A 23,053-nucleotide genomic window follows, 5' to 3' on the forward strand; every position below is an offset into this window, starting at 1 on the left:
GTAGACCGAATCGCGAGGGCGGTAGGGAGGGAGACCGCCCTCGTGATCGGTCCATGGGAGGCGTCAGGACGGGTCGTCCCGGAGCAGGTCGATCGCCGCCTGCCGGTCCTTGACGCGAAGCTTGCGCAGCACCGACGAGACGTGCACCCGGACCGTCGTCGGGGACAGGAACAGCCGCTTGGCCACCTCGTCCGTGGTCAGTCCCTCGGCGAGCAGGGCCATCACCTCCCATTCGCGGGAGCTCAGCAGGCTCGCGGGCCGCGAGCGGCGCCCGAGCCGCCGTCTGCCCGGCTCCCGGAACTCGTCCAGGATGCGGGCCACCAGCGACCGCGGGATCGCGGCCTCACCGGACAGCACCCCGCGCAGCGCGGCCGGCAGCCGGTCCGGGTCGGTGTCCTTGAGCAGGTAGCCGGAAGCGCCGGCGCGCAGCGAATCGAACAGGTCACTGTCGTCGCGCGAGACGGTGAGCATCACGATCGCGATCGCCGGCAGCAGCCGGGCGATCTCCGCGGCGGCGCGGATCCCGCCGCCGGGCATGTGGATGTCGAGCAGGACGACGTCCGGCCGGTGCTCCTGGGTGAGCCGGACGGCCTCCGGCCCGGTGCCCGCCTCGGCGCAGACCTCGAACCCGCCCGCCTCCAGCGCGTGCCGGATGTGCGCCCGGAGCTGCGGGTGGTCGTCGGCCATCACCACCCGGCGCGGATCCGCGGTCATCGGCCCGTCACCATCTGATCTTCACCGTCGTCCCCTCGCCCGGCCGTGAGTCGATGTCGAAGGTTCCCGGCAGCGCCTCCGCGCGTTCCCGCATGCTGACCAGTCCGAACCCCGCGTGCCGGGCGACCGCGTCGAAGCCCGGCCCGTTGTCGGAGACGACCAGGTGGCTCCCCTCGGGGTCACGCCCCAGCTCGACCCTGACACGTTCCACCCTGCCATGCCGGACCGCGTTCAGGACGGCTTCCCGGGCGATTCGCACCAGCGCGTGCCGTTGCGGGCGGTCGACAACGATCGACTCGTCCAGCTCGAGATCGAGCCCCACGCCGTACCGCTGGGCCAGTTGCTCGACCGCCCGGTGCAGCACGAGACCGAGCGGCTCGTCGTCCGATCGACCGAGCGCCTCGAGCATCTGCCGCGCCTCGTCCATCGCGCGTTCGCTGGCGCCGAGGATCCGGTCGACCCGCGAACGATCGGTGGCCGCGAACCCCGAGAGCTCGGAGCGGATGTAGCCGAGCTCCTGCAGTACGCCGTCGTGCATCTCGCGGGCGACCCGTCGCCGGTCCTCGACGACCGCGATTTCCGCCTGCAGCGCCCAGTGCCGGCTGATCTCCCGGCCCGCCGCGATGAGCAGCAGCAGGTACGAGCCGGTCCGCAGCAGGCTGCCGGAGTACAGCAGGTCGGCACGTTCCGGTGGGAAGAGCAGGTAGCTCAAACGCGCGAATGCCCCCAGCGCGCAGGCAGGACCGAGCCACCGCAGCAGTACGTCGTCCCGGCTGCGCGCCTGCACCGTGAACGCCACCGCGGCCAGCGCGAAGCACACGAGCGTGAGGATCTGCGGGATCAGCAGCGCGTTGCTGGTGGCATCGGCCGGCAGCCAATCCTTCCGCCAGTACACGACGGCACCGACCACGAGCATCGCGACGACGGCGGGTGCCAGCGCCCAGTGCCGCCAGCCGTGCCGGCGCGCGAGGCGGTTCGGGACGAGAGCCGCTGCCGCGATCAGAAGGGTGCCGACGATCCGCAGGGCCGGCGGCAGCCAGTTGCCGAACGCACCGGCCGGGTTGTTCTTGACGAGGGTGACGCTGAGCAGCGCGTTCGCCGTACCGAGGACGACCAGTCCCTGCAACAGCAGGAGGTCCTGACGCGTGTAGGTCCGCAGGAAGCGCCCGTACACCAGGAACGCGAGCAGTAGCGCGACGCAGGCGTTGACGGTCTCGAGCACAAGATGCGCCGCGGCGCTCTGCTCGCCGAACTCCTGCTCCCAGCGCCCCACCCCGACAGCCGCGGCCATCCCGAGCACCAGGATCCCCAGCGCAACGCTCCCCCGCATGCCCCAGACCCTGCCTCTCACAATCACCGACCGTACGCCGAACCGGCACTGTCCGGAAACACCCGAACTCAATGGCACAGTTGTCGCAGGAGGTGGCTGATGGAGGTGCTGGAGCCGAGCCGGGTCGTCGAACGGGCCGCTCGGGACTGTCTCGGAATCCGGGTGGTGACGCCGTTCCGCGGCATGCTGGGCAAGCGCGACGAACTACTCGACGAACTGATCGCCTGGCTGGACGACCGGACGATCGACGATGCCGGCCCGTTCTTCCTTCGCCTGCACGTGATCGACATGAGCGGACCGATGGACCTGGAGGTCGGCGTGGTGACACCGGCGCCCCTGCGCGGCGACGCACGCGTGCGGGCCGGCACGCTGCCCACCGGGCGCTACGCGACGCTGACCTACCGCAACCACTCGCTGCGGGCCAACCGAGCGCTGCTCGACTGGGCCGCCGCCGAAGGGCTCGTCCTCGACCGGCACGAGAGCGCGGCCGGCGACGTCTTCGGCTGCCGGTACGAGGCGTACCGGACCGACCCGCGGACCGAACCGCGCAAGACGAAGTGGGCGGTCGAACTCGGTATTCGCCTCGCTGACTGACGCGCGCGACCCGTAGGATCTGCGGGTTCGCGCGTCGGTCGAGGGGGCTTCGGTGGGGTTTCGGCAGGATCTGGCCGTACTGCGGCATCGCGACGTGCGGATCTTCGTGTCGGCGCGGTTCGTCTCGATCCTCGGGTCGGCGATCGCGCCGGTGGCGCTGGTGTTCGCCGTCCTGGACGTTTCGCACTCGGCGGGCGCGGTCGGTACCGTCCTGGCGGCGCGGAGCATCCCGAACATCGTCTTCCTGCTGATCGGCGGCGTGATCGCCGACCGGCTGCCCCGGCACCTGGTCCTGGTCGCGGCCAACACGATCAGCGGCCTCACCCAGGGACTCGCCGCGACGCTCGTCCTCACCGGGCACGCGACGATCTGGCAGCTGGCGGCGATCGAGGCGGTGAACGGGGTAGCGGCGGCGTTCGTGATGCCGGCCATGACCGGGATCCTGCCGTCGATCGTGGACCGCGCCGAACTCCCGCAGGCGAACGCGATCTCGGGATTCGCGCGCTCCGCGGCAATGATCGGCGGCGGCGCGGTCGCGGGTGTGATCGTCGGCCTGACCGGCCCCGGCGTCGGCCTCGCGGTCGACGGCGTCACGTTCCTGATCGGCGCGCTGTTGCTGCTCCGGCTGCGGATCCCACGGATCACGCGGCAGGCGAGCTCGCTCGTGACCGATCTGCGCGAAGGCTGGCACGAGTTCGTCTCCCGGCAGTGGCTCTGGGTGATCGTGCTCGCGTTCGCGTTGCTCAACCTGATCTACACGGCCTGCTACCAGGTCCTCGGACCGGTGATCGCGGACCGCACGTTCGGCCGGGCCGGCTGGGGTGTCGTGAGCGCCTGCTTCGGCGCCGGACTCGTTGCCAGCGGCATCATCATGCTCCGGCTCAAACCCCGCCGCCCGCTGCGCACCGGGATGCTCGGCATGCTGCTCACCGTCCCGGTGATGCTGTGCCTGGCGCTGGTGCCGCAGCTCTGGGCGATGGCGATCGCGGCCTTCGTCCTCGGCGTCGGCTTCGACATCTTCGGGATCAGCTGGGAGACCGCGCTCGGCCAGCACGTACCCATCGACAAGCTGTCGCGCGTGTCGTCGTACGACATGCTCGGCTCGTTCATCGCCGGTCCCGTCGGCCAACTCACCGTCGGGTACGTCGCGGTGGCGATCAGCGCGAAGGCCGTCGAACTGTACGGCGCCGCGCTCTTCGTCCTGATCACCGTCGTCACGCTGGTGGTCCCGTCGGTCTGGAACCTGCGTAGGCTGGACGTGTGAGCTCAATCGTTCCGGGACCACAGAAGAAGATCGGCGAGGAGATCGACGCGGCCCGCTCCGGCGCCAAACCGTTGAACGCGGGCGACCTCAACGCGTCGGCACCCCGTGTCGAGGAGTTGACCGGACTCGACGACTGGCCCGAGACTCTGCGCGCCGCGGTCGAGGCGGAGTACGCCCGCGTCACCGCGCTGGAATCCAACCGCCGCAAGACCGCCGACAGCGCTGTGGGCGAGCTTGTCGCCGCTCTCGACACCCTCCTGTCCGAGATCACCGACCACCTCCAAGCCGGCAAGCCCCGCCTCTTCGGCAAGACAACTCCGCCCGAGCCGTCACCTGAGGCCGCGGCCCTCCTCGGCATCCCGTCCGACGACCTCACCCCACCGCCGCACCGCACCGCCGTACGCACCCTGAAACAGCTCCGCACCCAACTGAAGGACCTGGAAGCAACCCCCGACCACGCCCGCCTCACCCGCCTGACGACCTTCACCATCCGCCTTGCCATGGTCCTGGACGCCGCCCCGGACTCCGCCCCCGCACTGGCCCCCATAGCCCTCGCCCGCTACACCCAGGGCCTCCCCGACCCCCAGTGGACCGCCACCTTCCCCGAAAAACTCACCACCTGGCAGAACATCCGCCACACCCTCACCACCCCCTGAAACCCACCGCCCCGAAAGAACCCCGCTCCACGGCGCCAGTCCTACCGGCCGGCCCCCACCCGCGGAGCACGGCACGTGGCGAGCATCTACTGCCGGCGTCACCTCCCGCGACGCGCTGCGCCCCCACGAACCCGCGGCGGCAGCCTCACCAACGACCCCACCAGCGAGCGCAGTACGCGGCGAGCATCTGGGTGTTGGCGTCGCCTCCCGCGACGTGCTGCGCCCCCACGAACCCACGCCGCGGCGGCAGCCTCACCGACGACCCCACCGGCGAGCGCAGTACGCGGCGAGCATCTGGGTGTTGGCATCGGCTGCTCTGGCGTGGCGCCGACGCCAACGGACTCCGCTCCGCAGCGGTAATTTTGCCGGCCACCTTCGGTGGGTGCGCAGCACATGCACAGCATCTGATGCCGGCGTTGGCGGCACTGGTTGTTCCGCGGACGCCCCTGGGCCGCCTACAAGGCAGGCTGCGCCCTCTCCTGCCTCTCTGACCACACCGGCCTCCCCACCCGCGTGCCCGTGGCCGGGGGCTGTCGTGTTTGAGCTAGCCGGTCAGCGCGAAGTCGGCGGCCTGCTGAAGGGCTGCCTCATCAGCTCGCCACTTCGAATGATGGGGGCTGGGCAGGTCTGGATCGCCGTCGGCCGGTGGGGCGGTCGGCGGGGTGGGGATTGGCGGGGACGGGTGCTCGACGGCGCGTCGGCGGTAGCCGTGGTGGCGTCCAAGTGGTGTTTCTGCCCAGGCTGGACGGGCGACGTGGACGACGCCGTCGACGATGGTGACGTGCCAGCGGCCCCTGTGCAGGTCGGTGTGGTGGCGGCGGCACAGCAGTGCCAGGTTGTCGACTTTGGTGTCGCCGCCGTCGATCCAGGAGATCAGGTGGTGAGCGTCGCACATGACCGGCGGCGCACCACACACCACACAGCCCCGGTCACGGGCCTCCAGGGCGCGGCGCATCGCCTTGGTGACCAGCCGTTCGAGGCGCCCGACATCCAGCGGTTCGGAGTTCGAGCCCAGCACCAGCGGGATGATGTTCGCGTCACAGGCCAGCCGCCGGATCGTGGCCGCCGACAGCCCGCCGCTGTAGACGGTACGTCCGACCGCGTCCGCGGTCGCCGACCTGAGGTCGTCCAGGTCGATCGTGACCGTGATGTTCGCCTTCGCGCCATACCGACCCACCCGACCACCCGTGCCCGGGGCGCCGGCTGTGCCCGGGGCGCCCGCGGCGCCGGCCATGTCCCCTGTACCCGCGGTGCTCTCGGCGCCACCTGTGCCCGCGGTGCTCCCGGCACCACCTGTACCCGCGGTGCCCTCGGTGCCCGTGGCGGGACCGGCTGCGCGGCCGGTGGTGGGGCCGGTGGTGTCCCACACGGCGGCGGCGATGCTCAAGGCATCCGACAGCGCGTCGGCCTGGCGCTTGTCACGGGGCCGCGGGTCGTGTTCGCCGTCGACGGTCTTGTGCGGGCGGGCACCGGCGTGCACGACCGCGCGCAGGAGTTCGGCGTTCTCGTTGGCTAAGAAGCCCTTGAACTTCACGCCGTTGTCCGCAGCCGAAAGCGTCAGGGACTCGCGTTCATACGCCTTCAGTTCTTCGGGTTCGGGGCCGTCGGAGTCCAGCAGGTCGGCGATCTCCTTCGCGGCAGTGCGCAGCTCGCCCGGTGACAGGTGACCGGCCAACCCGACCAGCTGCTCCGCGGCCGCGTCCAGGTGCTCCACCGGCACCCGCGACCGGACCCGGTCCAGCCCGAACACGATCGCGGCCGCCTGCGCCGGACGCAACAGCCACCCACTACCAGCGCCGGCGTCCGCCACGCCGGATTCCTCGCCGGGCTCCTCGCAGGAGGCAGTGTCCTCGAGCGCGGTCGCCACGGCTGGGTAGTGCGGGGCGGTCTGGGCGAGGCGGAGGGTGCGGCGGGCGGCCGGGGGGTCGAGGCGGTAGCGGAAGCGCAGGAGTTCGGCGGTGTCGCGGGCGCCGAGCTCTTCGGCGTACCCGGTGGACTCGATCGCGGCGACCACGCTCAGCCGGTAGGCCTCCAGGCGGGCGAGCTCGGCCTCGACTGTGTCGAGGGTGGACAGCAGTTCGCTGCCACTCATCGACCACGCCGGTCGCTCGCCTAGGAGTTCCATGCCACCGACTCTAGACGGTGCCACCGACAGTTTCCGAGCCGGAATTCCCTTATTTTGTGGGCTATTCGGGGGCCCACACCAGCAAACACCACTCAAGTCGCCACGGCTCCGCGTCCTCGGCGACGTACGACAGGACGCGGCGACGCTCTCTTGGCCCGGCACGCGCAGAGCATCTGATGGTGGCGTCGGGTGCAGGGGTGTCATACGGCCGCCGACGCACACCGCTACAGGGTGACTGTCGGCTTCGCCCGGCGTGCCCGAGAGTGGTGAGGTAGCGGAGATGTTGCTCTGGGCAATCTCCTGGGAGCCCCCGCCCCGCCACTCGGCCTCCGCGTCGAGCTCGATGACGCAGCAGTAGAGCGCGCCCCGAAAGCGCTCCCCGCGGTGGGTCACGCACCAGTGCACTGGCCAACGGGCCTCTGTGTAACACCAGCACGATCCGCGCCCATCGGCCAGGCCGGCCAACGACAGCGCTGCGAAGCGGTGTTCTCTCGCCGACGCTCATCCCGCCAACGGCCCGCCGCCACGCGCGCACGCGCCGGAAGGGCTGCGGAGCAGTGGCGTCCTTGGCGTCGGCCGCCACACCCCAGCAGCCGACACCGACCCACACAAACAGCTGAAATGACACCGCTTCGCGGCGACAGTCCATCAGCCGCCTCCGGCGCCGCGCGCAATTCGCGGCGAACGTCAGAGGCAATCGACGCCAGCCCCTGTGGCGGTGCGGTGGCGTCGCGGTGCGGTGGTAGCGCGGCAGATGAGATGCGCTGGGCTCGCCGTTGCACCGCGACGCGCAACGCGCGCCCACCAGCCAACCCAGCCCCACAACCGATCCCGTCGCCTCCGCCCGTTTCCAGCGTCAGGCCAGCATCCCGCCGCCACCGTCGCCGGGTCGTGGCGATTGGCGCACACCCCGATCGCCGAGTCGTGGATCCTGGTCGTCCTAGCCAACCAAATCCCACGACTCGGCGCACCGCGCATGCTTCGCCGCATAGCCCAGGCGGGAAGGACAGTCACCCGCGCAGCGGGGCGCCCAAGTTCAACGGCCGCGCCAGCAAGCTGCACACTACGTTCCGCGCCAAACAACAGCCGCCGCGAAGCGGCGTCCTTTCGCGCCACAGCAGCCGACGCCAATACCTCAACCGCTCGACACCTGCCCCGCACCCCGGCGGAGCCGGCCAAAGAACAGCCGGCGCAAGCGGCGACCTTCCCACGCACCAGCCGAAGCCCAGCACGACAGCCGGCCGCGACGCAGCAGCCGCTCACACCACACCCGCCGACACCACTGCCTCAATCGCCCAGCACCCGCCACGCACCCCGGCGAAGCCGGCCAAACAACAGCCGCCGCGAAGCGGCGTCCTTTCGCGCCACAGCGGCCGACGCCAATACCTCAACCGCTCAACACCTGCCCCGCACCCCGGCGAAGCCGGCCAAAGAACAGCCGGTGTCCGGTTAGCCCTTGATGGCTCCGCCGAGGGCGAAGGCGCCGCCTAGTTTGCGGCTGAGGAGGAGGTAGAGGAGGAGGACGGGGGTGGTGTAGATGAGCGAGTATGCCGCCAGCTGGCCGTAGTTCGGTTCGCCGTACTGGCCGAAGAACGTGAAGATGCTGACCGACGCCGGCAGCCGTTCCGGCGACAGCAGCAGCATGAACGGGACGAAGAAGTTCCCCCACATGCCGATGAAGGTGAAGATCAGCACGACCGCGATCCCCGGCCACATCAGCGGCAGCACGATCGCCCACAGCGCGCGCATGTTGCCGGCGCCGTCGACCCACGCAGCTTCCTCGAGAGACAGCGGTACGCCGTCCATGAACGTCTTCGTCAGCCAGATCGCGAAGGGCAACGCCGCAGTCGCCATGAACATGATCGTGCCGCCGAGCGTGTCCACCAGGTTCAGCTGTACGAAGAGCCCGTAAACAGGCACCATCACCGCAGTGATCGGCAACCCCGTGCAGAACAGAACTGTCAGCAGGAACGGCCGGTTGAAGCGCGTCTTGAACCGCGACAGCGGGTACGCCGCGAGCACGGCGCACACCATCGTCAGCAGCGCGGCCCCACCGCACAGCACGACGCCGTTGAGCACCGGGCGGTACGTCGTGTTGGTGTTCAGCACCGCCTTGAAGTTCCCGAGCGTCGGGTGCGTCGGGAACTCGACCCGCAGTCCCGCGGTCCGGTTGATCGACGCGAACAGCACCCACAGCAGCGGGAGCACGAACAGCACACCAATGGCCAGCAGGATCAGGTTCGACGTCACCTTGCTGAGACGGTCGCGCGCAATCACGCTGCCTCCGAGTTGAGTCCACGCAGGTAGATCAGCGAGAAGATCGCGCCGATCGCCAGCATCACCAGCGCGATCGCCGTACCGTAGCCGATCTGCGAGAAGCTGAACGCCTGCTCGTACATGTACAGCGGCAACGTCTGGCTCTTGGTGCCCGGGCCGCCGCGGGTCATCGCGTAGATGAGGCCGAACACGCTCAGCGTCTGCAGCGTGATCAGCATCAGGTTGGTCATGATCGCGCGGGTGATCATCGGCAGCGTCACGAACGCCAGCCGCCGCCAGCCGCCCGCGCCGTCCATCTCGGCGGACTCCTCGATCTCCTTGGGGATCTCGCTCAGGGCGGCCGAGTACACCAGCATCGAGAACGCCGTACCGCGCCAGATGTTGGCCAGCGACACCGCGATGATCGGTGCCGCGTACAACCAGTCCTGCCCGGGCAGGCCGACCGCGTGCAGCATCACGTTGAGGGTGCCCTCGTCGTTGAAGAACGCGCTCAGCAGGTACGCCGCGACCACCTCGGGCAGCACCCAGGCGCCGATCACCGCGGTGCCGACGAAGTTGCGGATCACCTTGGTGGACTTGCGCATCAGCAGCGCGAGACCGAGGCCGAGCGTGTTCTGACCGATGATCGCGGAGATCAGCGTGAACACCAGCGTCAGCCAGATCGCGTTCGTGAACGCGCCGCTGCCGAACGCCTTGCGGAAGTTGTCCAGCCCGACGAACTTGACGTTCGCGGCGCCGGTCCCGGTGAGCGCCATGTTCGTGAACGCGGCGTACACGCAGTAGATGATCGGACCGGCCAGGAAGACCAGCATCAGTCCGATGGCCGGCGACAGCGGCAGCATCTTGAGCAACATGGCGGCCCGCGGCTTCCCGCTCCCCCCGGACGTCTTGCCGGAGGGAGTGGGAGCCGAGGCCGTGGGTGCGACAGTCGTCGTCACAGGGGAGATTCCTTCGCCCGGGCTACTGGCCCGAAGTCGTCTTGTCCTTGCCGACGATGCCTTCGACCGCTTCGTCGTAGTTCTTCGCGGCCTTGTCGATCGAGGACTGTCCGGTCATCACCGCCTCCATCGCGGTGATGATCTCGTTGGAGACCTTCGGGTACTCCGCGTACGCCGGGCGGTAGACGGTGACGGAGACCAGGTCGGTGAAGAACTGGGTGCTCTTCGAGGAGCTCTTGTACGTGGCGTCGGAGGCGACGTCCTTGCGGACCGCGATCTGCGCGCCCTCGGTCGCGTACTTGGCCGCGTTCTTCTGGGTCTGCAGGGTCTTGATCAGGTTCCAGGCCGCGTCCGGGTTCTTCGACTTGGCCGGGATCGCCCAGGTCCAGCCGCCGGAGAGGCTGACCTTGCCCTTGCCGCTGCCGTCCTGGGTCGGCATCGCGGTCTGGCCGAGCACCTCGGACCACTGCGGCCACGGCTTCGCGCCGGTCTTCTGCCAGTTGCCGTAGATCCAGGAGCCGTCCAGCGCGATCGCCAGTTTCCCGCCGGGCAGCAGTTCGGTGCCGACCTTGCTGCCCATGTTCGGGTCGAGCGCCTGCTTCGGCGACGGGCCGAGGCCCTCGGTGTAGACGGTCTTGACGAAGTTCAGCGAGTCCTTGAAGCCCTGGCTGCCGACGACCCACTTCTGCTGGTCGTTGTTGTACAGCGTGTCCTTCGTGCCGTACAGCAGCATCTCGAAGCCCTGCATCGCCGAGGCTTCACCCATCGGCTTGCCGGAGTACACGTTCATCGGGATCACGCCGGGGACCTTCTGCTTGATGGTCCGGGCCGCGCTGAGAACGTCGTCCCAGCTCTTCGGCTGCCAGTCGGCGGGCAGGCCGGCCTTGGCGAAAATCTGCTTGTTGTACCAGAGCGCGCGGGTGTCCGTGCCGTCCGGTACGCCGTAGGTCTTGCCGTCGAGCGCCTTCGCCGCGCCCTTGGCGGTGTCCTCGAACTGGCCCCACTGGTCCCACTTGTTGATGTAGTCGTCCAGCGGCTTCAGGTAGCCCGCGGTGATGTCGGAGTTGATCAGGAAGGTGTCCTCGTAGACCACGTCCGGCGCGGTGTTCGGCGACCGCATCATCAGCTGCAGCTTGGTGTAGTAGTCGTTCTCCGAGGCGACGATCGGCAGGATCTCGACCGTCGAGCCGGGGTTCGCGGCCTCGTACTCGGACTTCACGCCGGTGAGGAAGTTCTTCATCACCACGCCCGGACCCCACTGCTGGTACGCGATCTTGATGTGCGCCGGGCCGGAACTCTGCGCACCGCCGGCGTCCGGCTGCTTGGTCGTCGACCCCTGACTGCAGGCCGTGACCGCCAGCAGCAGCGCGCTCGCGACGGCTGCCACCTTGAAACGTTTCCTAGACATCATCAGGTCCACCTTCGGGCAATCGTTGTCATCCCGGTACCACGACCCAAACCTGCGGGCTTTCCCGCGACCGTAGGAGTCCTGAACGGCCGAAGTCAATGCTTGACAGACAACGTTGTCGCCCCAAACGCACGGCACCACGGAGACCGGGACGTAACGATCCGGTCACCGCGGTGTCATACCCCTACTTTGTCAGGCTGCGACCGCCGGCGCCTCGTGGCGAGCGGGTACGGCGCGTCCCCGGGCACGGACCGAGCCGACCCCGCACAGCAGCAGCCCGGCGAGCAGCCAGCACCCCAGTACGGCGAGTGGCCGCGCGGCCCCGGCACCGTCGAAGAAGCTCACCGAGCGCAACGCCGTACCGGCCGCGCCGGGCGGCAGGAGCTGCCCGAGCGTGCCCCATCCGGTCGGCAGCATCTCGGGCGCGCTCGTCATCCCGGACAGCGGATTGCCGAGCAGCATCATCATGGCGCCGCCGAGCGCGAGCCCCGCCGTACCGAGCAGCCACTCGAGGCCGAGCAGGGTGAGGCTGATCGCCGCGATCGACAGCGCGATCACGCCCGCGTTGCCCAGGTAGCTGCCCTCGAACGAGCCGAGCCAGTACTGCAGTACGGCGGCCAGCGCGAGACCACCGGTGACCGCGAAGGTCATCGCCCCGATCATCCGCTTCGCCCCCGACCGCACCAGCTGGGTGAGGGCGCCGGCCGCGATGATCCCGCCGAGCACGAGCGGCAACGCACCGGCCGCCAGCCCGGCGCCGCGCGGGTCGTCCTTCGGCAGCGGCACGATGTCGGTCACCTTCGCGGGGTTCTCCGGCGACATCCGGGCGGACAACTGGGTCAGCACCTGCGCGACGGCGGGTCCGCCCGCGGACGCGGTCAGTACTTCGGGCTGCGCCGCGTCCAGCACGATGGCGCCGTACGCCTTCCGGTCCTCGATCCGCTGCACCGCCGCCTGCCGGTCCGGTACGGCGGTGAGCTCGAAGCCGTCGGGCATCGCCTGGCCGAGCGCGGTCTCGATCTGCTGGACCGCCGGCGCCGGACCGGACACCGCGAGCCGGACGTTGCGCGGCTCGGAGCGCGCGGCCGGCCACGCGAAGGCGATCAGGAACACGGTGAGGACCGCGGTCAGCAGCGTGATGACGGCGATCAGGGGCGGCCGGCGACGGTCGGCCGCGTGCGCCTCAGTGGTCATGGCGGGTACTCCCTCGGGCAATAAAACCGAATGATCGTTCTTTATGACTCCGAGCCTGGCAACGGCCCGGCGACTTGTCAAGAACGGACATTCGTTTTATGTTGCGGACGTGCCCAAGGTCACCGAGGAACACCGCCTGGCGCGCCGCGCGCAGATCGTCGCGGCGGCCCGCACCTGCGTGATCGAGGAGGGCTTCCACAAGACGACGATGGCCGACGTGATCCGCGAGTCCGGGCTGTCCGCGGGCGCCGTCTACGGCTACTTCAAGAGCAAGGAAGAGATCGTCGCCGCGATCGCCGAGGACGCGCTCAGCACGATCGACGAGCTGTTCCAGAAGATCCTGGCGACGGAGCAGGCCGTCACACCGCTGATGGCTCTCGAAGCGGCGATCAACCACGTCGTGGCGGTCGCCGAACGCCCGGGCGGCGACGTCACCCGGGTCGCGATCCAGGCCTGGGCCGAGGCCTTGCGGAATCCGGCGATCATGGCCACCGCCTGCGACAAGTACACCGTGCTCCGCGGGAACTTCGAGGCGGTCGCCCGCCGGGCCCAGGCCGACGGCACCGTCGACCCCGATGTCGCCCCCGAGTACATCGCCCAGGTTCTGCTCGCGCTGATCCCCGGTTTCGTCCTGCAACGGCTGATCATCGGTGACGTGACGCCCGACACCTACCTCGCCGGAGCGCGGGCCCTGTTCCGTTCCTAGGGTGGACTTTCGTCCACCCCTCTCGTCGGCTCAGCACCATGGGGCGCGGCGTCCCGGCTCCGTAGCGTCGGCGGCATGAAGAAACGGACGCAGGAAGCAGTCGACGGGGCCGGATACTCGGTCGTCCTGCAGGATGTACGACGGGTCTACGGCCGTGGCGGGAGCACCGTCACCGCCCTCGACGGGATCTCGATGAAATTCGCCCCCGGCACCTTCACCGCGGTGATGGGCCCGTCCGGGTCGGGCAAGAGCACCTTCCTGCACTGTGCCGCCGGGCTCGACCGGCCGACGTCCGGCAGCGTGCACATCGACGGGCAGCCGCTCGCGGGCCTGAGCGAGCGCAGGCTGACCGAGCTGCGGCGGGAGCGGATCGGGTTCGTGTTCCAGTCCTTCAACCTGCTGCCCGCGCTGACGGTCTGGCAGAACGTCTGCCTGCCGCAGGAGCTCGACGGGCGCCGGCCGAACAAGGCCGCCGTACGGCAGGTCCTGGACCGCGTCGGCCTCGGCGACCGGCACAAGCACCGCCCCGGCGAACTGTCCGGCGGCCAGCAGCAGCGGGTCGCAATCGCCCGCGCGCTCGTCGCCCGGCCCGCGGTGATCTTCGCCGACGAGCCGACCGGCGCGCTCGACACCCAGACCGCCGCCGACGTCCTCGAACTGCTCCGCGAGCCCGTGCGCTCCCAGGGCCAGACGGTCGTGATGGTGACGCACGACCCGGTCGCCGCGTCGTACGCCGACCAGGTGGTCTTCCTCGCCGACGGTGCGCTGGCCGGCAGCCTGACCGCGCCGACCGCCGAAGCCGTCGCCGACCGGATGACTCACCTGGGTGCACGGTCCAACCTGCAGGCGGTGGCGGGATGATGCGCCTCGCCGTCCGCACCTTGCGGCACCGCAAGAGCGGATTCATCGCGACGTTCGTCGCGGTCGTCTTCGGTACGGCGATCGTGATGGCGTGCGGCGGCCTGATGGAAACCGGCATCCGCTCCAACGTCGAGCCCGACCGGCTGGCCGCGACCTCCCTGGTCGTCACCGGCAACCAGTCCCACCACCGCCCCGGCGTCGAAGACCCCACTCCCCTGTCAGAACGCGTCGGCGTCCCCGTCGACCTGCTCCCCCAGATCCGTTCCACCGAAGGCGTCACCTCCGCCGTGGGCGACTACACCTTCACCGCCATCAACGGCTCGGCCGGACCTGTGGTTGCCGAGGGTCACAACTGGTCGAGCGCTGCGCTCGCGCCGTACCACCTCGGCACCGGGCACGCGCCGCGATCCGGTCAGGTAGTGGTCTCGTCGGGGAAAGTGGGCGAGCAGCTGACGCTCTTGATCAACGGTGAGCCGAAGCGCTTCACGATCAGCGGCATCGCCCCGCAAGCCTCCGGCCACGCCTTCTTCGCCGACCGGGACGCCGCGAGCTTCGTCCGCAACCCGTCCCGCTTCGCGGACGTCGGCGTACTGGTTGCCCCCGGCACCGACCTCGACGAGGTGAAGCACAAGCTGCAAGAGGTGGACGGAAACCTGACCGTCCGCGCCGGCGTCGACCGCGGCCTGGCCGAGCACCCCGACGCCGAGTCCCGCCGTACGGCGTTGATCGCGGTCGCCGGCTCGTTCGGCGGTATCGCGGCGATGACGATGATGTTCGTGGTCGCGTCCACGCTGGCGCTCGCCGCTCAGCACCGCGAGCGTGAGTTCGCGCTGCTCCGCGGCATCGGTACGACGCCCGGCCAGGTGCGGCGGATGATCCTCGGTGAGGCTTTGATGGTGTCGCTGCCGGCTGTCGTCGTGGGATGCGTGCCAGGGATCTTCCTCGGCCGGTTCCTCTTCGACCAGCTCAGCTCGCACGGCGTCGCGTCGCCGGTGATCGAGTTCGCCCAGGGCTGGATCCCGTTCGCGGCCGGCGCCGGCGCGGCGGTCCTCGCGGCGATCGGCGCCGCACTGATCGCGGCGCGCAAATCGGCGAAGATCAAGCCGGTCGAGGCGCTCGTCGAGGCGTCGTTGCAGCGCAAATGGTTCAGCTGGGTCCGGTTGCTGTTCGGCCTGCTGTTCCTGGGCGGCGGCCTGGCGCTCCTGATCGTGACCGCGACCGTGATGACCGGCCCGCTCGCCGCGTCGACCGCCGGACCGTCGATCCTGTGCTGGGCGATCGGTGTCGCGCTGCTCGGCCCGTTCTGGACCAAGCTGGTGCTGGGCATCTGGCGCTGGCCGGTCCAGGCACTGACCCGGGTGAGCGGCCGGCTCGCGATCCGCAACCTGTCCGCGCGCACGGTGGCGTTGTCCGCCGCGGCGATGCCGGTGATGCTTGCCGTCGGCATCTCGACCGCCAACCTGTACATGCAGACCACCCAGGTCCACGCGTCCTCCGAGGCGTTCACGCGGGACCTGCGGGCCGACGCCGTACTGGTGTCGGACGCGGGCCTGTCACCGAGGCTGGTCTCCGAGGTGCGAGCGGTCCCCGGCGTGGCGAGCGCGTCGGCGTTCGTCCGGAGCATGGGCGCGGTCGACGACCCGCGGAAGGCTCCGTTCGACGAGGACGGTGCGCCGGTGATCGGCGTGGACGCGCAGGGCGCGAACGGTACGGCGCCGGTGCGGCTGACGAGCGGATCGCTCGCCGGGCTGACCGGGTCGACCGCGGCGATCCCGGAGTACATGGCCAGCAAGACCGGTCGCGGCGTCGGCTCCGAGATCACGATGACCTTGGGCGACGGGACCACTGTGAAGCTGCGGGTGGTTGCGACGTTCGCGGCCGAGCGTGGATACGAGTCGATCATCCTGCCCGCTTCCCTGGTTTCCGCCCACACGACCGACGGCCTGACCAAGCAGGTCCTGGTCCGCGCCGAGCCCGGTGCCGACGTACGACCGGCTCTGGCCAAGCTCGCTGCCGCCCACCCAGGTGTCCAGGTCGCCGACCGCAGCACGCTCGTCGCCTCGAACGTCGAGGACCTGCAGACGCAGGCGTGGATCAACTACATGCTGGTCGGCATGCTGATCGCGTACACCGCGGTCTCGGTCGTCAACACGCTGGTGTCCACCACGCTGCGCCGCCGCCGCGAGTTCGCCCTGCAACGGCTGACCGGCTCGACCCGCTTCCAGGTGCTCCGCATGCTGACCACCGAAAGCACGCTGGTCACCCTCACGGGCATCACGCTGGGCACCGCGGTGGCGCTGGCCTGCCTGCTCCCCTTCTCCGCCAAGGTCGCGAACGACGCCCTCCCGACGGGCCCGCTCTGGATCTACCTGGTAATCATCGGAGCAGCCGCCGCACTCACCTTCGCCTCCACCCTCATCCCCGCAACAGCAACCCTCCGCCACGCCCCAACCCAACCCACCCACAACGACTGAACCTTGGACACCTCCTGGTGGGTGTGGACAGCGCATGACCCGTCCACACCCACCGCCGGGTGTTCAAGGTCGGGCTGCACTTGACGACCTGAGCGCACGCTTCGGCGTCCTCGGCGTCTATCCCGCGTCGGGGCGGTGAGCTCGGCATGTCAACAGCAGCGGTATGGGATCACCCGGTAGGCGCCACAGCCCGGCGGTGTCCTGCAGCATCGACGGGCTTCGCCGGCGTAGGTCCACGGGGAGTTCGTCGAGGCGGTCGATGTGCAGGCCGGCGCTCGCCAGTGCGTTCACCAATCCGCTGACCGTCCAGGGCCAGGTGCTCTGCACGTGTTCAGGTACGTCCTGCCCGGTGTAGCTGGTCGTCACCTCGCGATCGACGGCGCCGGTGCGGAAGTACGACGTACGGACCCGGAGCTCCTCGTCCACCATCGCCTGCAGCGGATGGAACTCCGCGAGGAAGACGGTCCCACCGGGGCGCAGCATCCGCGCCACCACCCGCGCGAACTCGCCCAGATCGGGCAGCCACACCAGCACCCCGTACGTCGCCACCACCACGTCGTACGACGCCGGCTCCAGTACGTCGGGCACGTCGTACACGTCCGCCTGGACGAACCGCGCCGGCAACCCGACCTCGTCGGCCAACTGTCGCGCCGAGTTGATCGCCTCGGCGGAGAAGTCCACGCCGGTGACGTCGGCGCCCAGCCGTGCCCACGACAACGTGTCCAGCCCGAAGTGGCACATGAGGTGCAGCAGTCGCCGCGCGCGGACGTCGCCCACCGCCTCGACCTCGTACGGCCGCAGCGAACTGCCGCCTGCCCGGAACCCGTCGACGTCGTAGAACCCGGACGACACGTGCGCGGCAGCGCGCAGGTCCCAGGCCGCCCGGTTCCGCTCCACCCGCGCCCGATCGTCCACAGACCGACGATAGGTCCTGGACCACCCGGCACGCGCCGGGTTGTGCGCTATCGGGCAGGCGTCGGCTCGGCGACCGGCTGCAGGGCGATCGTGGTGGCCTGGATGATGCCGGCGTTGTCGCGGATCCAGCCGGACAGGACGACCTGCAGGTCCTCCAGATCGCGCTCCTCCAGGATCACGCCCGGCACCGGGACACTCGCGCCCAGCTCCGCCAGCACCGGTCGCAGATGCTGGTCGGCCAGCAGCTTGTGGCTCGGCGCGGCCGACACCGTCACCGGGACGACCACGGAGCCCGCCAACGCCGAAGGACGCAGCACGTCGAGGAAGCTCTTCAGCAGGCCGGTGTAACTGCCCTTGTAGACCGGTGTCGCGACGACGATGACCGACGCCGACGACACCAGCTCGATCGCGTTCTCCAGCGCGGACTGCGTTTCGGCGCCCGCCTGGTCACCCTGGAAGATCGCCGGCGCCAGCGTCACCAGGTCGATCAGCTCGTCGATCCGGTACGGCGTCCCGAGCTCGGAGGCGAGCAGCTCCGCGACGGACGCCGCAGCGGCCGCGGTCCGTGATCCGGCGCGCGGGTTGCCCACCACCGTGACCACCGACTGGGGCCAGACCGGTGGTTCCGGCGCGACCTTCGACTCGAACGCGACTGACGGCATCTGACCCATCTCCCGGAAACCTCGGCGGCAACTGTGCAGCAACAGTCTCGAGAGTAGTCAAAGTCGAGCCGTCTACTGGACTTTCTCACTATCCGAACGCCTGGCCCGGAGTTGCACCACGACGAACCACCCGACCGCCGCCACTGCGGCCACGATCACGAGCTTCTGGAACACGCCGACCGAGGACTCCACCAGATGCCACCGCTCACCGAGCTGATACCCGGCCAGGATCAGCAACGAGTTCCACACCAGGCTCCCGATCGCGGTCAGCGGCAGGAACAGCGCGACCCGCATCCGCTCGACACCGGCCGGAACCGAGATCAGGCTGCGCACCACCGGAACCAGCCGCCCGATCAGCACCGCTTTGGCGCCGTGCCGCAGGAACCACTCCTCGGCCTTGTCGACGTCGCGCACCTTCACCAGCGGCAGCTTCCCGGCGAGCGCCCGCATCCGGTCGCGGCCCAGCACCGCGCCCACGCCGTACAGCGCGAGCGCGCCCACCACCGACCCGAGCGTGGTGCAGACGATCGCGGCGACCAGCCCGAAGTCACCGCGCGCCGCCGCGAACCCGGCCAGCGGCAGGATCACCTCGCTCGGCAACGGCGGGAACAGGTTCTCCAGCGCGACCGCGACCCCCGCTCCGGCCGGCCCCAGCCGCTCCATGAGATCGATCGCCCACCCGGCCACCCCACCGGTCGGTTCCTGCGTCGCCTGCAGCGCGGCCATCATCACCTGATTCGTCGTCGTCAGCATGCGGACGACGCTATGTCCGTGGACACTGTCCACACACTGGAGCCAGCCGCCGTCTTCGGGTCTGGTCCTCCACCGTACCGAGCGGGGGAAAACCCCCGGTTGTGCGAGGCTTTCCCCAGCACACACGCCGCCGGGAGGGTCCATGACAGTCGAGCACGCTCCGCGCATCAGCACGCACCCGAGCCGCGAGGAGCTCGGCCGCGCTGCCGCGACCGCCGCCGCGGGGGAGATCCTGAAGGCGATCGCGGCCGACGGACGGGCCCGGATCATGCTCGCCGCCGCCCCCAGCCAGACCGCGACGCTGACCGCGCTCGCCGCCGAACCGGGCCTCGACTGGAGCCGGGTCGAGTGCTTCCACATGGACGAGTACGTCGGGCTGGATCCCGCCGCGCCGCAGTCGTTCCGGAACTGGCTGCGCCGGAACTTCCTCGACAAGGTGCCGCAGGCAACGTTCCACCCGCTGGATCCCGAGGACGGCCCGGACGCCTACGCGAAGCTGATGGGCGACGAGCCGTTCGACCTGGTCCTGTTCGGCCTCGGCGTGAACGGGCATCTGGCGTTCAACGACCCGCCCGCCGACTTCGGCGCCGCCGAGGCGGTCCGGCTGGTCGCACTGGACGAGACCAGCCGCAAGCAGCAGGTCGACGAGGGCAACTTCCCGGAGATGGACGACGTACCGACCCACGCGATCACCGTCACCATCCCCCGTCTGCTGAACGCCCGCGCGCTGATCGGATCCGTCCCCGGAGCAGTCAAGCGCCAGGCCGTCCACGACACCCTCACGCAGCCGATCGGCCCGGACCACCCCGGTACGGCGCTACGTACCCACCCCGACGTACAGCTCTACCTCGACAGCGAATCAGCCGACGCCGAGGTGTAGCCCGCCGGAAGCGTCCACGACCTGCCCGGTGATCCATCGCGCCGCGGGTGAGGCGAGGAACGCGACCACCTCGGCGACATCGTCACCACCGCCCAGCCGGCCGAGCGCCGTCTGGGCGACGATCAACTCCGTCAGCCCCGGCGCCTCGAAGAACGTCCCGTTCGCCTCGGTCCGGGTCGCACCGGGCGCGACGGCATTGACCGTGATCCCTCGCGCACCCAGCTGCTGCGCCAACGTGCGTGTCATCGTCTCGAGCGCACCCTTGGTCATCGCGAACGACGTCTGCGCCGGGTTCGCCATCCGGGTCGCGACCGACGAGATCGACACGATCCGGCCCTCGTCCGACAGCACCGGCAGCAAGCGCTGGATCAGGAAGTACGGCGCGCGCACGTTCACTGCCATCAACCGGTCGAAAGCCGCCTCTGTGTCCGTACCGATCGGACCCGCGGGCGGTGCCGCCGCGTTGTTCACGAGCACGTCCAACCGCCGGCCTGCCAGCCCCACGGTCAACTGATCGACGACGGCGTCGGTATCCCCCGGCACACCGAGCTCGGCGCCGATCACGAACCCACGCCCGCCGATCCGCTCCAGCGTCTCCTCCGCACCGGCCTTGTCCTGGTGGTAGTGCACAGCCACCTCGGCTCCCGCCGCGGCCAGCCGCTCGGCGATCGCTCGCCCGATGCCGCGCGAGGCCCCGGTCACCAACGCCACCCTGTCATTCATGTTAGAAACTATCATGTTGTTAGTATCTACCACATGAGCTTGAGGGACCGCCAGCGTGCCGACACCCGGCAACGCATCCAGCGGCAGGCGCTGCGCCTGTTCACCGACCGCGGGTACGACACGACCACGGTGAACGACGTCGCCGACGCGGCCGGCGTCTCGGCGATGACGGTCTACCGGAACTTCCCCACCAAGGAAGACCTGGTCCTGTACGACGACTTCGACCAGTTGACCGCGGCCACGATCGCGGAGCTCCCGGCCACCGGTTCACTCACCGACCGCATCGGCCGCACCGTCGTGACCATCCTCGACCTGGTGGCAACCACCGAGCACGACCTGCTGCTCGCACGCCTCCGGCTGATGATCTCGACCCCGGCGCTCCAGGCCCGCCACCTGGACAGCCAGTTCCGCCTGCAGGAGGCGTTCGTGAACGCGATCGGCCCCAGCCAGGAGTACGGCGCTCGCGCGGCCGCGAGCGCCGTACTCGGAGTGACTCACACCGCCTTGCTGCGCTGGGCCGCCGACGACGGCGAGCCAGACCTGGCGGACCTGTTCCGGGAGGCGTTCACCGCCACCTTCGGTCACGCTCCCTGAGCTGTCAGGTCATCTCGGGCACCCGTAAGTGCGCGATGGCGAGCTCGAACTCGCGGACGTCCAGGACTTCCGCGCCGGCGTCCTTGGAGGTCGAGGCACGCATCGAGGCGGCGGCCTCCCGGTTACTGTTCATCGCCTCCTGACTGTCGTACGTCACCGAGGACACCCCATGGCCCGAGGCCCGATCGACGAGCAGGCTCGCGCTGCAGAACCCGGCCAGGTCCTCGAGCCGCGGCAGTGAGGCCAGCTTGTAGACGTCGATCGCCCGGTCCATCGTCGCTGGGTCGATCTTCACCCAGGTCGCCCGGACGCACGCGCCGGCGGACGAACGGTGGTCACGGTGCAGTACGGCGATCTCCCACTCCTGCACCTGCGGACCCGACCCGCCCATGGTCTCCGCGATCCGCTCGCGGACCGGCCGGAGCGCTTCGTCGGAGGCCCGCATCGCCTCCTCCGACTGCCAGGCACTGGTCGCGATGCATCGGCCGGACTCCCGGTCGACGATCATCGACAGGCCGATACAGCCGTCCAGGTCGAGCAGCATCGGCATCACTTCGTCGCGCACCTGCGCGATGCCGGCATCGACCGACGCCGGCGCGGCATTGATCGTGGTGGAACGCGCGTACACGATCCACCCCCCTTACGCTCAGGGCAGCGCCCCGGCGGCGCCGCCGGACACTTCTCACCCTCCTCCCCGGGCGACGACCTGGCAATCCCCCGGACCCGGGCCTAGTGCTCGGCGACGTCGAAGACGTTGCCCTCCGGGTCGGCGAGCGTGATCCAATGCGTGCCGTACTCGTTGTGCTCGTCGACGCGCTTGGCGCCCAGGCCGACGAGGCGGTCGACCTCGGCGGCCCAGTCGGTCGCGGCCAGGTCGACGTGCAGGCGGTTCTTGCCGTTGCGCGGCTCCGGGACCTGGAGGAACATCAGCGTCGGCCCGGACGCCTCCCGGTTCACGGTCGCGAAGAATTCGTTGCCGTCCGCATCGACGTCGGTCGAGAACACACCGGCCCAGAAGCCGGCCAGCGCGGCCGCGTCGGCACAGTCGAAGGCGATGCTCTCAAGAGAAATGGACATGCTCAGCCTTTCAGTACTGGGATCCGCTGGATCGGCCAGCAGACCTCGGTTCGGTAGTCGGCCGGATCGGGGACGTCCCCCGGGCCGATGGGATACAGCTCACGGATCGGGCCGGGCGCGATCTCGCAGTACTCCGCGACGTGGCTGCCGAGCGCGCCGTACGTCCGGTCGAAGTCGGTCATGTGACCGGCGTGCACGGCGATCGCGAAGTACCCGCCGGGGAGGTCGACGAGGTCCACCCCGTCGGCCGGCGGCTGGTCGAGCGCGACCGGCAGGAACGCCGTCACCTGGCCGGCGTCCTCGGTGAAGAACTCGTCGGAGTACGTCGCTCCCGGCGTCGCCCGGATGTCGGCGCCGACGGCGTCGAGCCGGCCGAAGGCGAACTCGCACCACGGCCCGATCTCCTCCCGCACCACGTGCCCGGACACGCCGTACGCACGGAACGGCGGGATGAACCGGTACTGCACGTCGAGGATCGGTCGACCGGGCGTGAGCAGCTGACGCAGTGACGTGACGACCTCGCGGGTGTGCGCGAGCTCCTGCTCCATCCGCTCGAGATGAGCACGCAGCGTCTCCTCGCGCGCCGGCCCGTCGGACGCCTCGACCACCGCCCGGACATCCGGGAGCGGCATCCGCAGCTCCCGCAGCCGCCGGATCAGCAGCGCGGTGTCGACCTGGTCCGTCCCGTAGCGCCGGTAGCCCGACGACGCGTCGATCGTGACCGGGGCGAGCAGGCCGATGTCGTGGTAGTGGTGCAGGGTCTTCACACTCAGATGCGTCAGGCGGGAGAACTCCCCCACCGTCACCGTCGCCGTCATGCCCCAAGCTTCCACCCTCCGGTTACCGGAGGGTCAAATGGAACTGCCCACCTGGAAGATCTCCAGGTGGGCAGTGTCCGGATCGCCCGG

General features: G+C 69.8%; 22 protein-coding genes. 8 read left to right on the forward strand and 14 right to left on the reverse strand.

Annotated features, from left to right (window positions below; all coding sequences use genetic code 11):
* Positions 1-63: 63 nt before the first annotated feature.
* The gene (locus AB0I12_RS06310) at positions 64-714 is read right to left on the reverse strand and encodes a response regulator transcription factor (RefSeq protein WP_359925365.1); all 651 of its coding nucleotides are present in this window, start codon (positions 712-714) and stop codon (positions 64-66) included.
* A gap of 7 nt (positions 715-721) precedes the next feature.
* Positions 722-2,044, reverse strand: a complete 1,323-nt coding sequence (locus tag AB0I12_RS06315; protein ID WP_359925368.1) for a sensor histidine kinase — start codon at positions 2,042-2,044, stop codon at positions 722-724.
* 99 nt (positions 2,045-2,143) lie between these two features.
* On the opposite strand from AB0I12_RS06315, the gene AB0I12_RS06320 reads away from it, so the two are divergent.
* Genes AB0I12_RS06320 through AB0I12_RS06330 form a run of 3 tightly spaced genes read left to right on the forward strand, consistent with a single transcriptional unit; the run spans position 2,144 to position 4,558 of the window.
* A complete protein-coding gene (locus AB0I12_RS06320; RefSeq protein WP_359925371.1) occupies positions 2,144-2,638 on the forward strand; it encodes a GyrI-like domain-containing protein in 495 nt (164 codons plus the stop codon).
* Positions 2,639-2,690: 52 nt separating this feature from the next.
* Positions 2,691-3,902 (forward strand): MFS transporter, encoded by a 1,212-nt coding sequence (locus AB0I12_RS06325; protein WP_359925374.1) that lies wholly within the window; start codon positions 2,691-2,693, stop codon positions 3,900-3,902.
* On the forward strand, positions 3,899-4,558 hold the full coding sequence (locus AB0I12_RS06330) for a hypothetical protein (RefSeq protein WP_359925377.1): 660 nt from the start codon (positions 3,899-3,901) through the stop codon (positions 4,556-4,558). The genes AB0I12_RS06325 and AB0I12_RS06330 overlap by 4 nt, the downstream gene beginning before the upstream one ends.
* 544 nt (positions 4,559-5,102) lie before the next feature.
* On the opposite strand, the gene AB0I12_RS06335 is transcribed toward AB0I12_RS06330, so the two are convergent.
* The 5 genes from AB0I12_RS06335 to AB0I12_RS06355 all read right to left on the reverse strand — a co-directional run bounded on the left by AB0I12_RS06335 (position 5,103) and on the right by AB0I12_RS06355 (position 12,500).
* On the reverse strand, positions 5,103-6,683 hold the full coding sequence (locus AB0I12_RS06335; RefSeq protein ID WP_359925380.1) for a DUF222 domain-containing protein: 1,581 nt from the start codon (positions 6,681-6,683) through the stop codon (positions 5,103-5,105).
* A gap of 1,449 nt (positions 6,684-8,132) precedes the next feature.
* A complete protein-coding gene (locus AB0I12_RS06340) occupies positions 8,133-8,960 on the reverse strand; it encodes a carbohydrate ABC transporter permease (protein ID WP_359925383.1) in 828 nt (275 codons plus the stop codon).
* Positions 8,957-9,898: a sugar ABC transporter permease gene (locus AB0I12_RS06345; protein WP_359925385.1), complete on the reverse strand. Its 942-nt coding sequence runs from the start codon at positions 9,896-9,898 to the stop codon at positions 8,957-8,959. Before AB0I12_RS06345 ends, AB0I12_RS06340 begins: the two co-directional genes overlap by 4 nt.
* Positions 9,899-9,920: 22 nt before the next feature.
* Positions 9,921-11,306 (reverse strand): extracellular solute-binding protein, encoded by a 1,386-nt coding sequence (locus tag AB0I12_RS06350; protein WP_359925387.1) that lies wholly within the window; start codon positions 11,304-11,306, stop codon positions 9,921-9,923.
* 192 nt (positions 11,307-11,498) lie between these two features.
* On the reverse strand, positions 11,499-12,500 hold the full coding sequence (locus AB0I12_RS06355) for a hypothetical protein (protein WP_359925390.1): 1,002 nt from the start codon (positions 12,498-12,500) through the stop codon (positions 11,499-11,501).
* Positions 12,501-12,609: 109 nt separating this feature from the next.
* On the opposite strand from AB0I12_RS06355, the gene AB0I12_RS06360 reads away from it, so the two are divergent.
* From AB0I12_RS06360 to AB0I12_RS06370, 3 genes are all read left to right on the forward strand, one after another.
* Positions 12,610-13,206, forward strand: a complete 597-nt coding sequence (locus AB0I12_RS06360; protein WP_359925392.1) for a TetR/AcrR family transcriptional regulator — start codon at positions 12,610-12,612, stop codon at positions 13,204-13,206.
* A 75-nt stretch (positions 13,207-13,281) separates the two neighbouring features.
* The gene (locus AB0I12_RS06365; RefSeq protein WP_359925395.1) at positions 13,282-14,067 is read left to right on the forward strand and encodes an ABC transporter ATP-binding protein; all 786 of its coding nucleotides are present in this window, start codon (positions 13,282-13,284) and stop codon (positions 14,065-14,067) included.
* On the forward strand, positions 14,064-16,541 hold the full coding sequence (locus tag AB0I12_RS06370) for an FtsX-like permease family protein (RefSeq protein WP_359925398.1): 2,478 nt from the start codon (positions 14,064-14,066) through the stop codon (positions 16,539-16,541). The genes AB0I12_RS06365 and AB0I12_RS06370 overlap by 4 nt, the downstream gene beginning before the upstream one ends.
* A 117-nt stretch (positions 16,542-16,658) precedes the next feature.
* Here AB0I12_RS06370 and AB0I12_RS06375 read toward each other — a convergent pair whose 3' ends face one another.
* The 3 genes from AB0I12_RS06375 to AB0I12_RS06385 all read right to left on the reverse strand — a co-directional run bounded on the left by AB0I12_RS06375 (position 16,659) and on the right by AB0I12_RS06385 (position 18,871).
* Positions 16,659-17,456, reverse strand: a complete 798-nt coding sequence (locus AB0I12_RS06375; protein WP_359925401.1) for a class I SAM-dependent methyltransferase — start codon at positions 17,454-17,456, stop codon at positions 16,659-16,661.
* A gap of 47 nt (positions 17,457-17,503) precedes the next feature.
* Positions 17,504-18,118 carry an NAD(P)H-dependent oxidoreductase gene (locus AB0I12_RS06380; RefSeq protein ID WP_359925404.1) on the reverse strand — a complete coding sequence of 205 codons (615 nt, stop codon included), beginning with the start codon at positions 18,116-18,118 and terminating at the stop codon, positions 17,504-17,506.
* 72 nt (positions 18,119-18,190) lie between these two features.
* Positions 18,191-18,871 (reverse strand): DedA family protein, encoded by a 681-nt coding sequence (locus tag AB0I12_RS06385; RefSeq protein ID WP_359925407.1) that lies wholly within the window; start codon positions 18,869-18,871, stop codon positions 18,191-18,193.
* 142 nt (positions 18,872-19,013) lie between these two features.
* On the opposite strand from AB0I12_RS06385, the gene AB0I12_RS06390 reads away from it, so the two are divergent.
* Complete coding sequence (locus tag AB0I12_RS06390; RefSeq protein ID WP_359925410.1) at positions 19,014-19,751, forward strand: 6-phosphogluconolactonase; 738 nt, start codon at positions 19,014-19,016, stop codon at positions 19,749-19,751.
* Here AB0I12_RS06390 and AB0I12_RS06395 read toward each other — a convergent pair.
* On the reverse strand, positions 19,731-20,474 hold the full coding sequence (locus AB0I12_RS06395; RefSeq protein ID WP_359925413.1) for an SDR family oxidoreductase: 744 nt from the start codon (positions 20,472-20,474) through the stop codon (positions 19,731-19,733). The two genes, AB0I12_RS06390 and AB0I12_RS06395, sit on opposite strands and share 21 nt — an antisense overlap.
* 33 nt (positions 20,475-20,507) lie before the next feature.
* On the opposite strand from AB0I12_RS06395, the gene AB0I12_RS06400 reads away from it, so the two are divergent.
* Positions 20,508-21,068 (forward strand): TetR family transcriptional regulator, encoded by a 561-nt coding sequence (locus AB0I12_RS06400; RefSeq protein ID WP_359925416.1) that lies wholly within the window; start codon positions 20,508-20,510, stop codon positions 21,066-21,068.
* A 4-nt stretch (positions 21,069-21,072) separates the two neighbouring features.
* On the opposite strand, the gene AB0I12_RS06405 is transcribed toward AB0I12_RS06400, so the two are convergent.
* From AB0I12_RS06405 to AB0I12_RS06415, 3 genes are all read right to left on the reverse strand, one after another.
* A complete protein-coding gene (locus tag AB0I12_RS06405) occupies positions 21,073-21,696 on the reverse strand; it encodes a hypothetical protein (protein ID WP_359925419.1) in 624 nt (207 codons plus the stop codon).
* Positions 21,697-21,797: 101 nt separating this feature from the next.
* Entirely contained in the window at positions 21,798-22,145 is a 348-nt protein-coding gene (locus tag AB0I12_RS06410; RefSeq protein WP_359925422.1) for a VOC family protein, read from the reverse strand.
* A gap of 2 nt (positions 22,146-22,147) precedes the next feature.
* Entirely contained in the window at positions 22,148-22,963 is an 816-nt protein-coding gene (locus AB0I12_RS06415) for a MerR family transcriptional regulator (protein WP_359925425.1), read from the reverse strand.
* Between the last annotated feature and the right edge of the window lie 90 nt (positions 22,964-23,053).

Origin of the sequence: Kribbella sp. NPDC050459, from assembly GCF_040655315.1 — a bacterium.
GTDB lineage: Bacteria > Actinomycetota > Actinomycetes > Propionibacteriales > Kribbellaceae > Kribbella.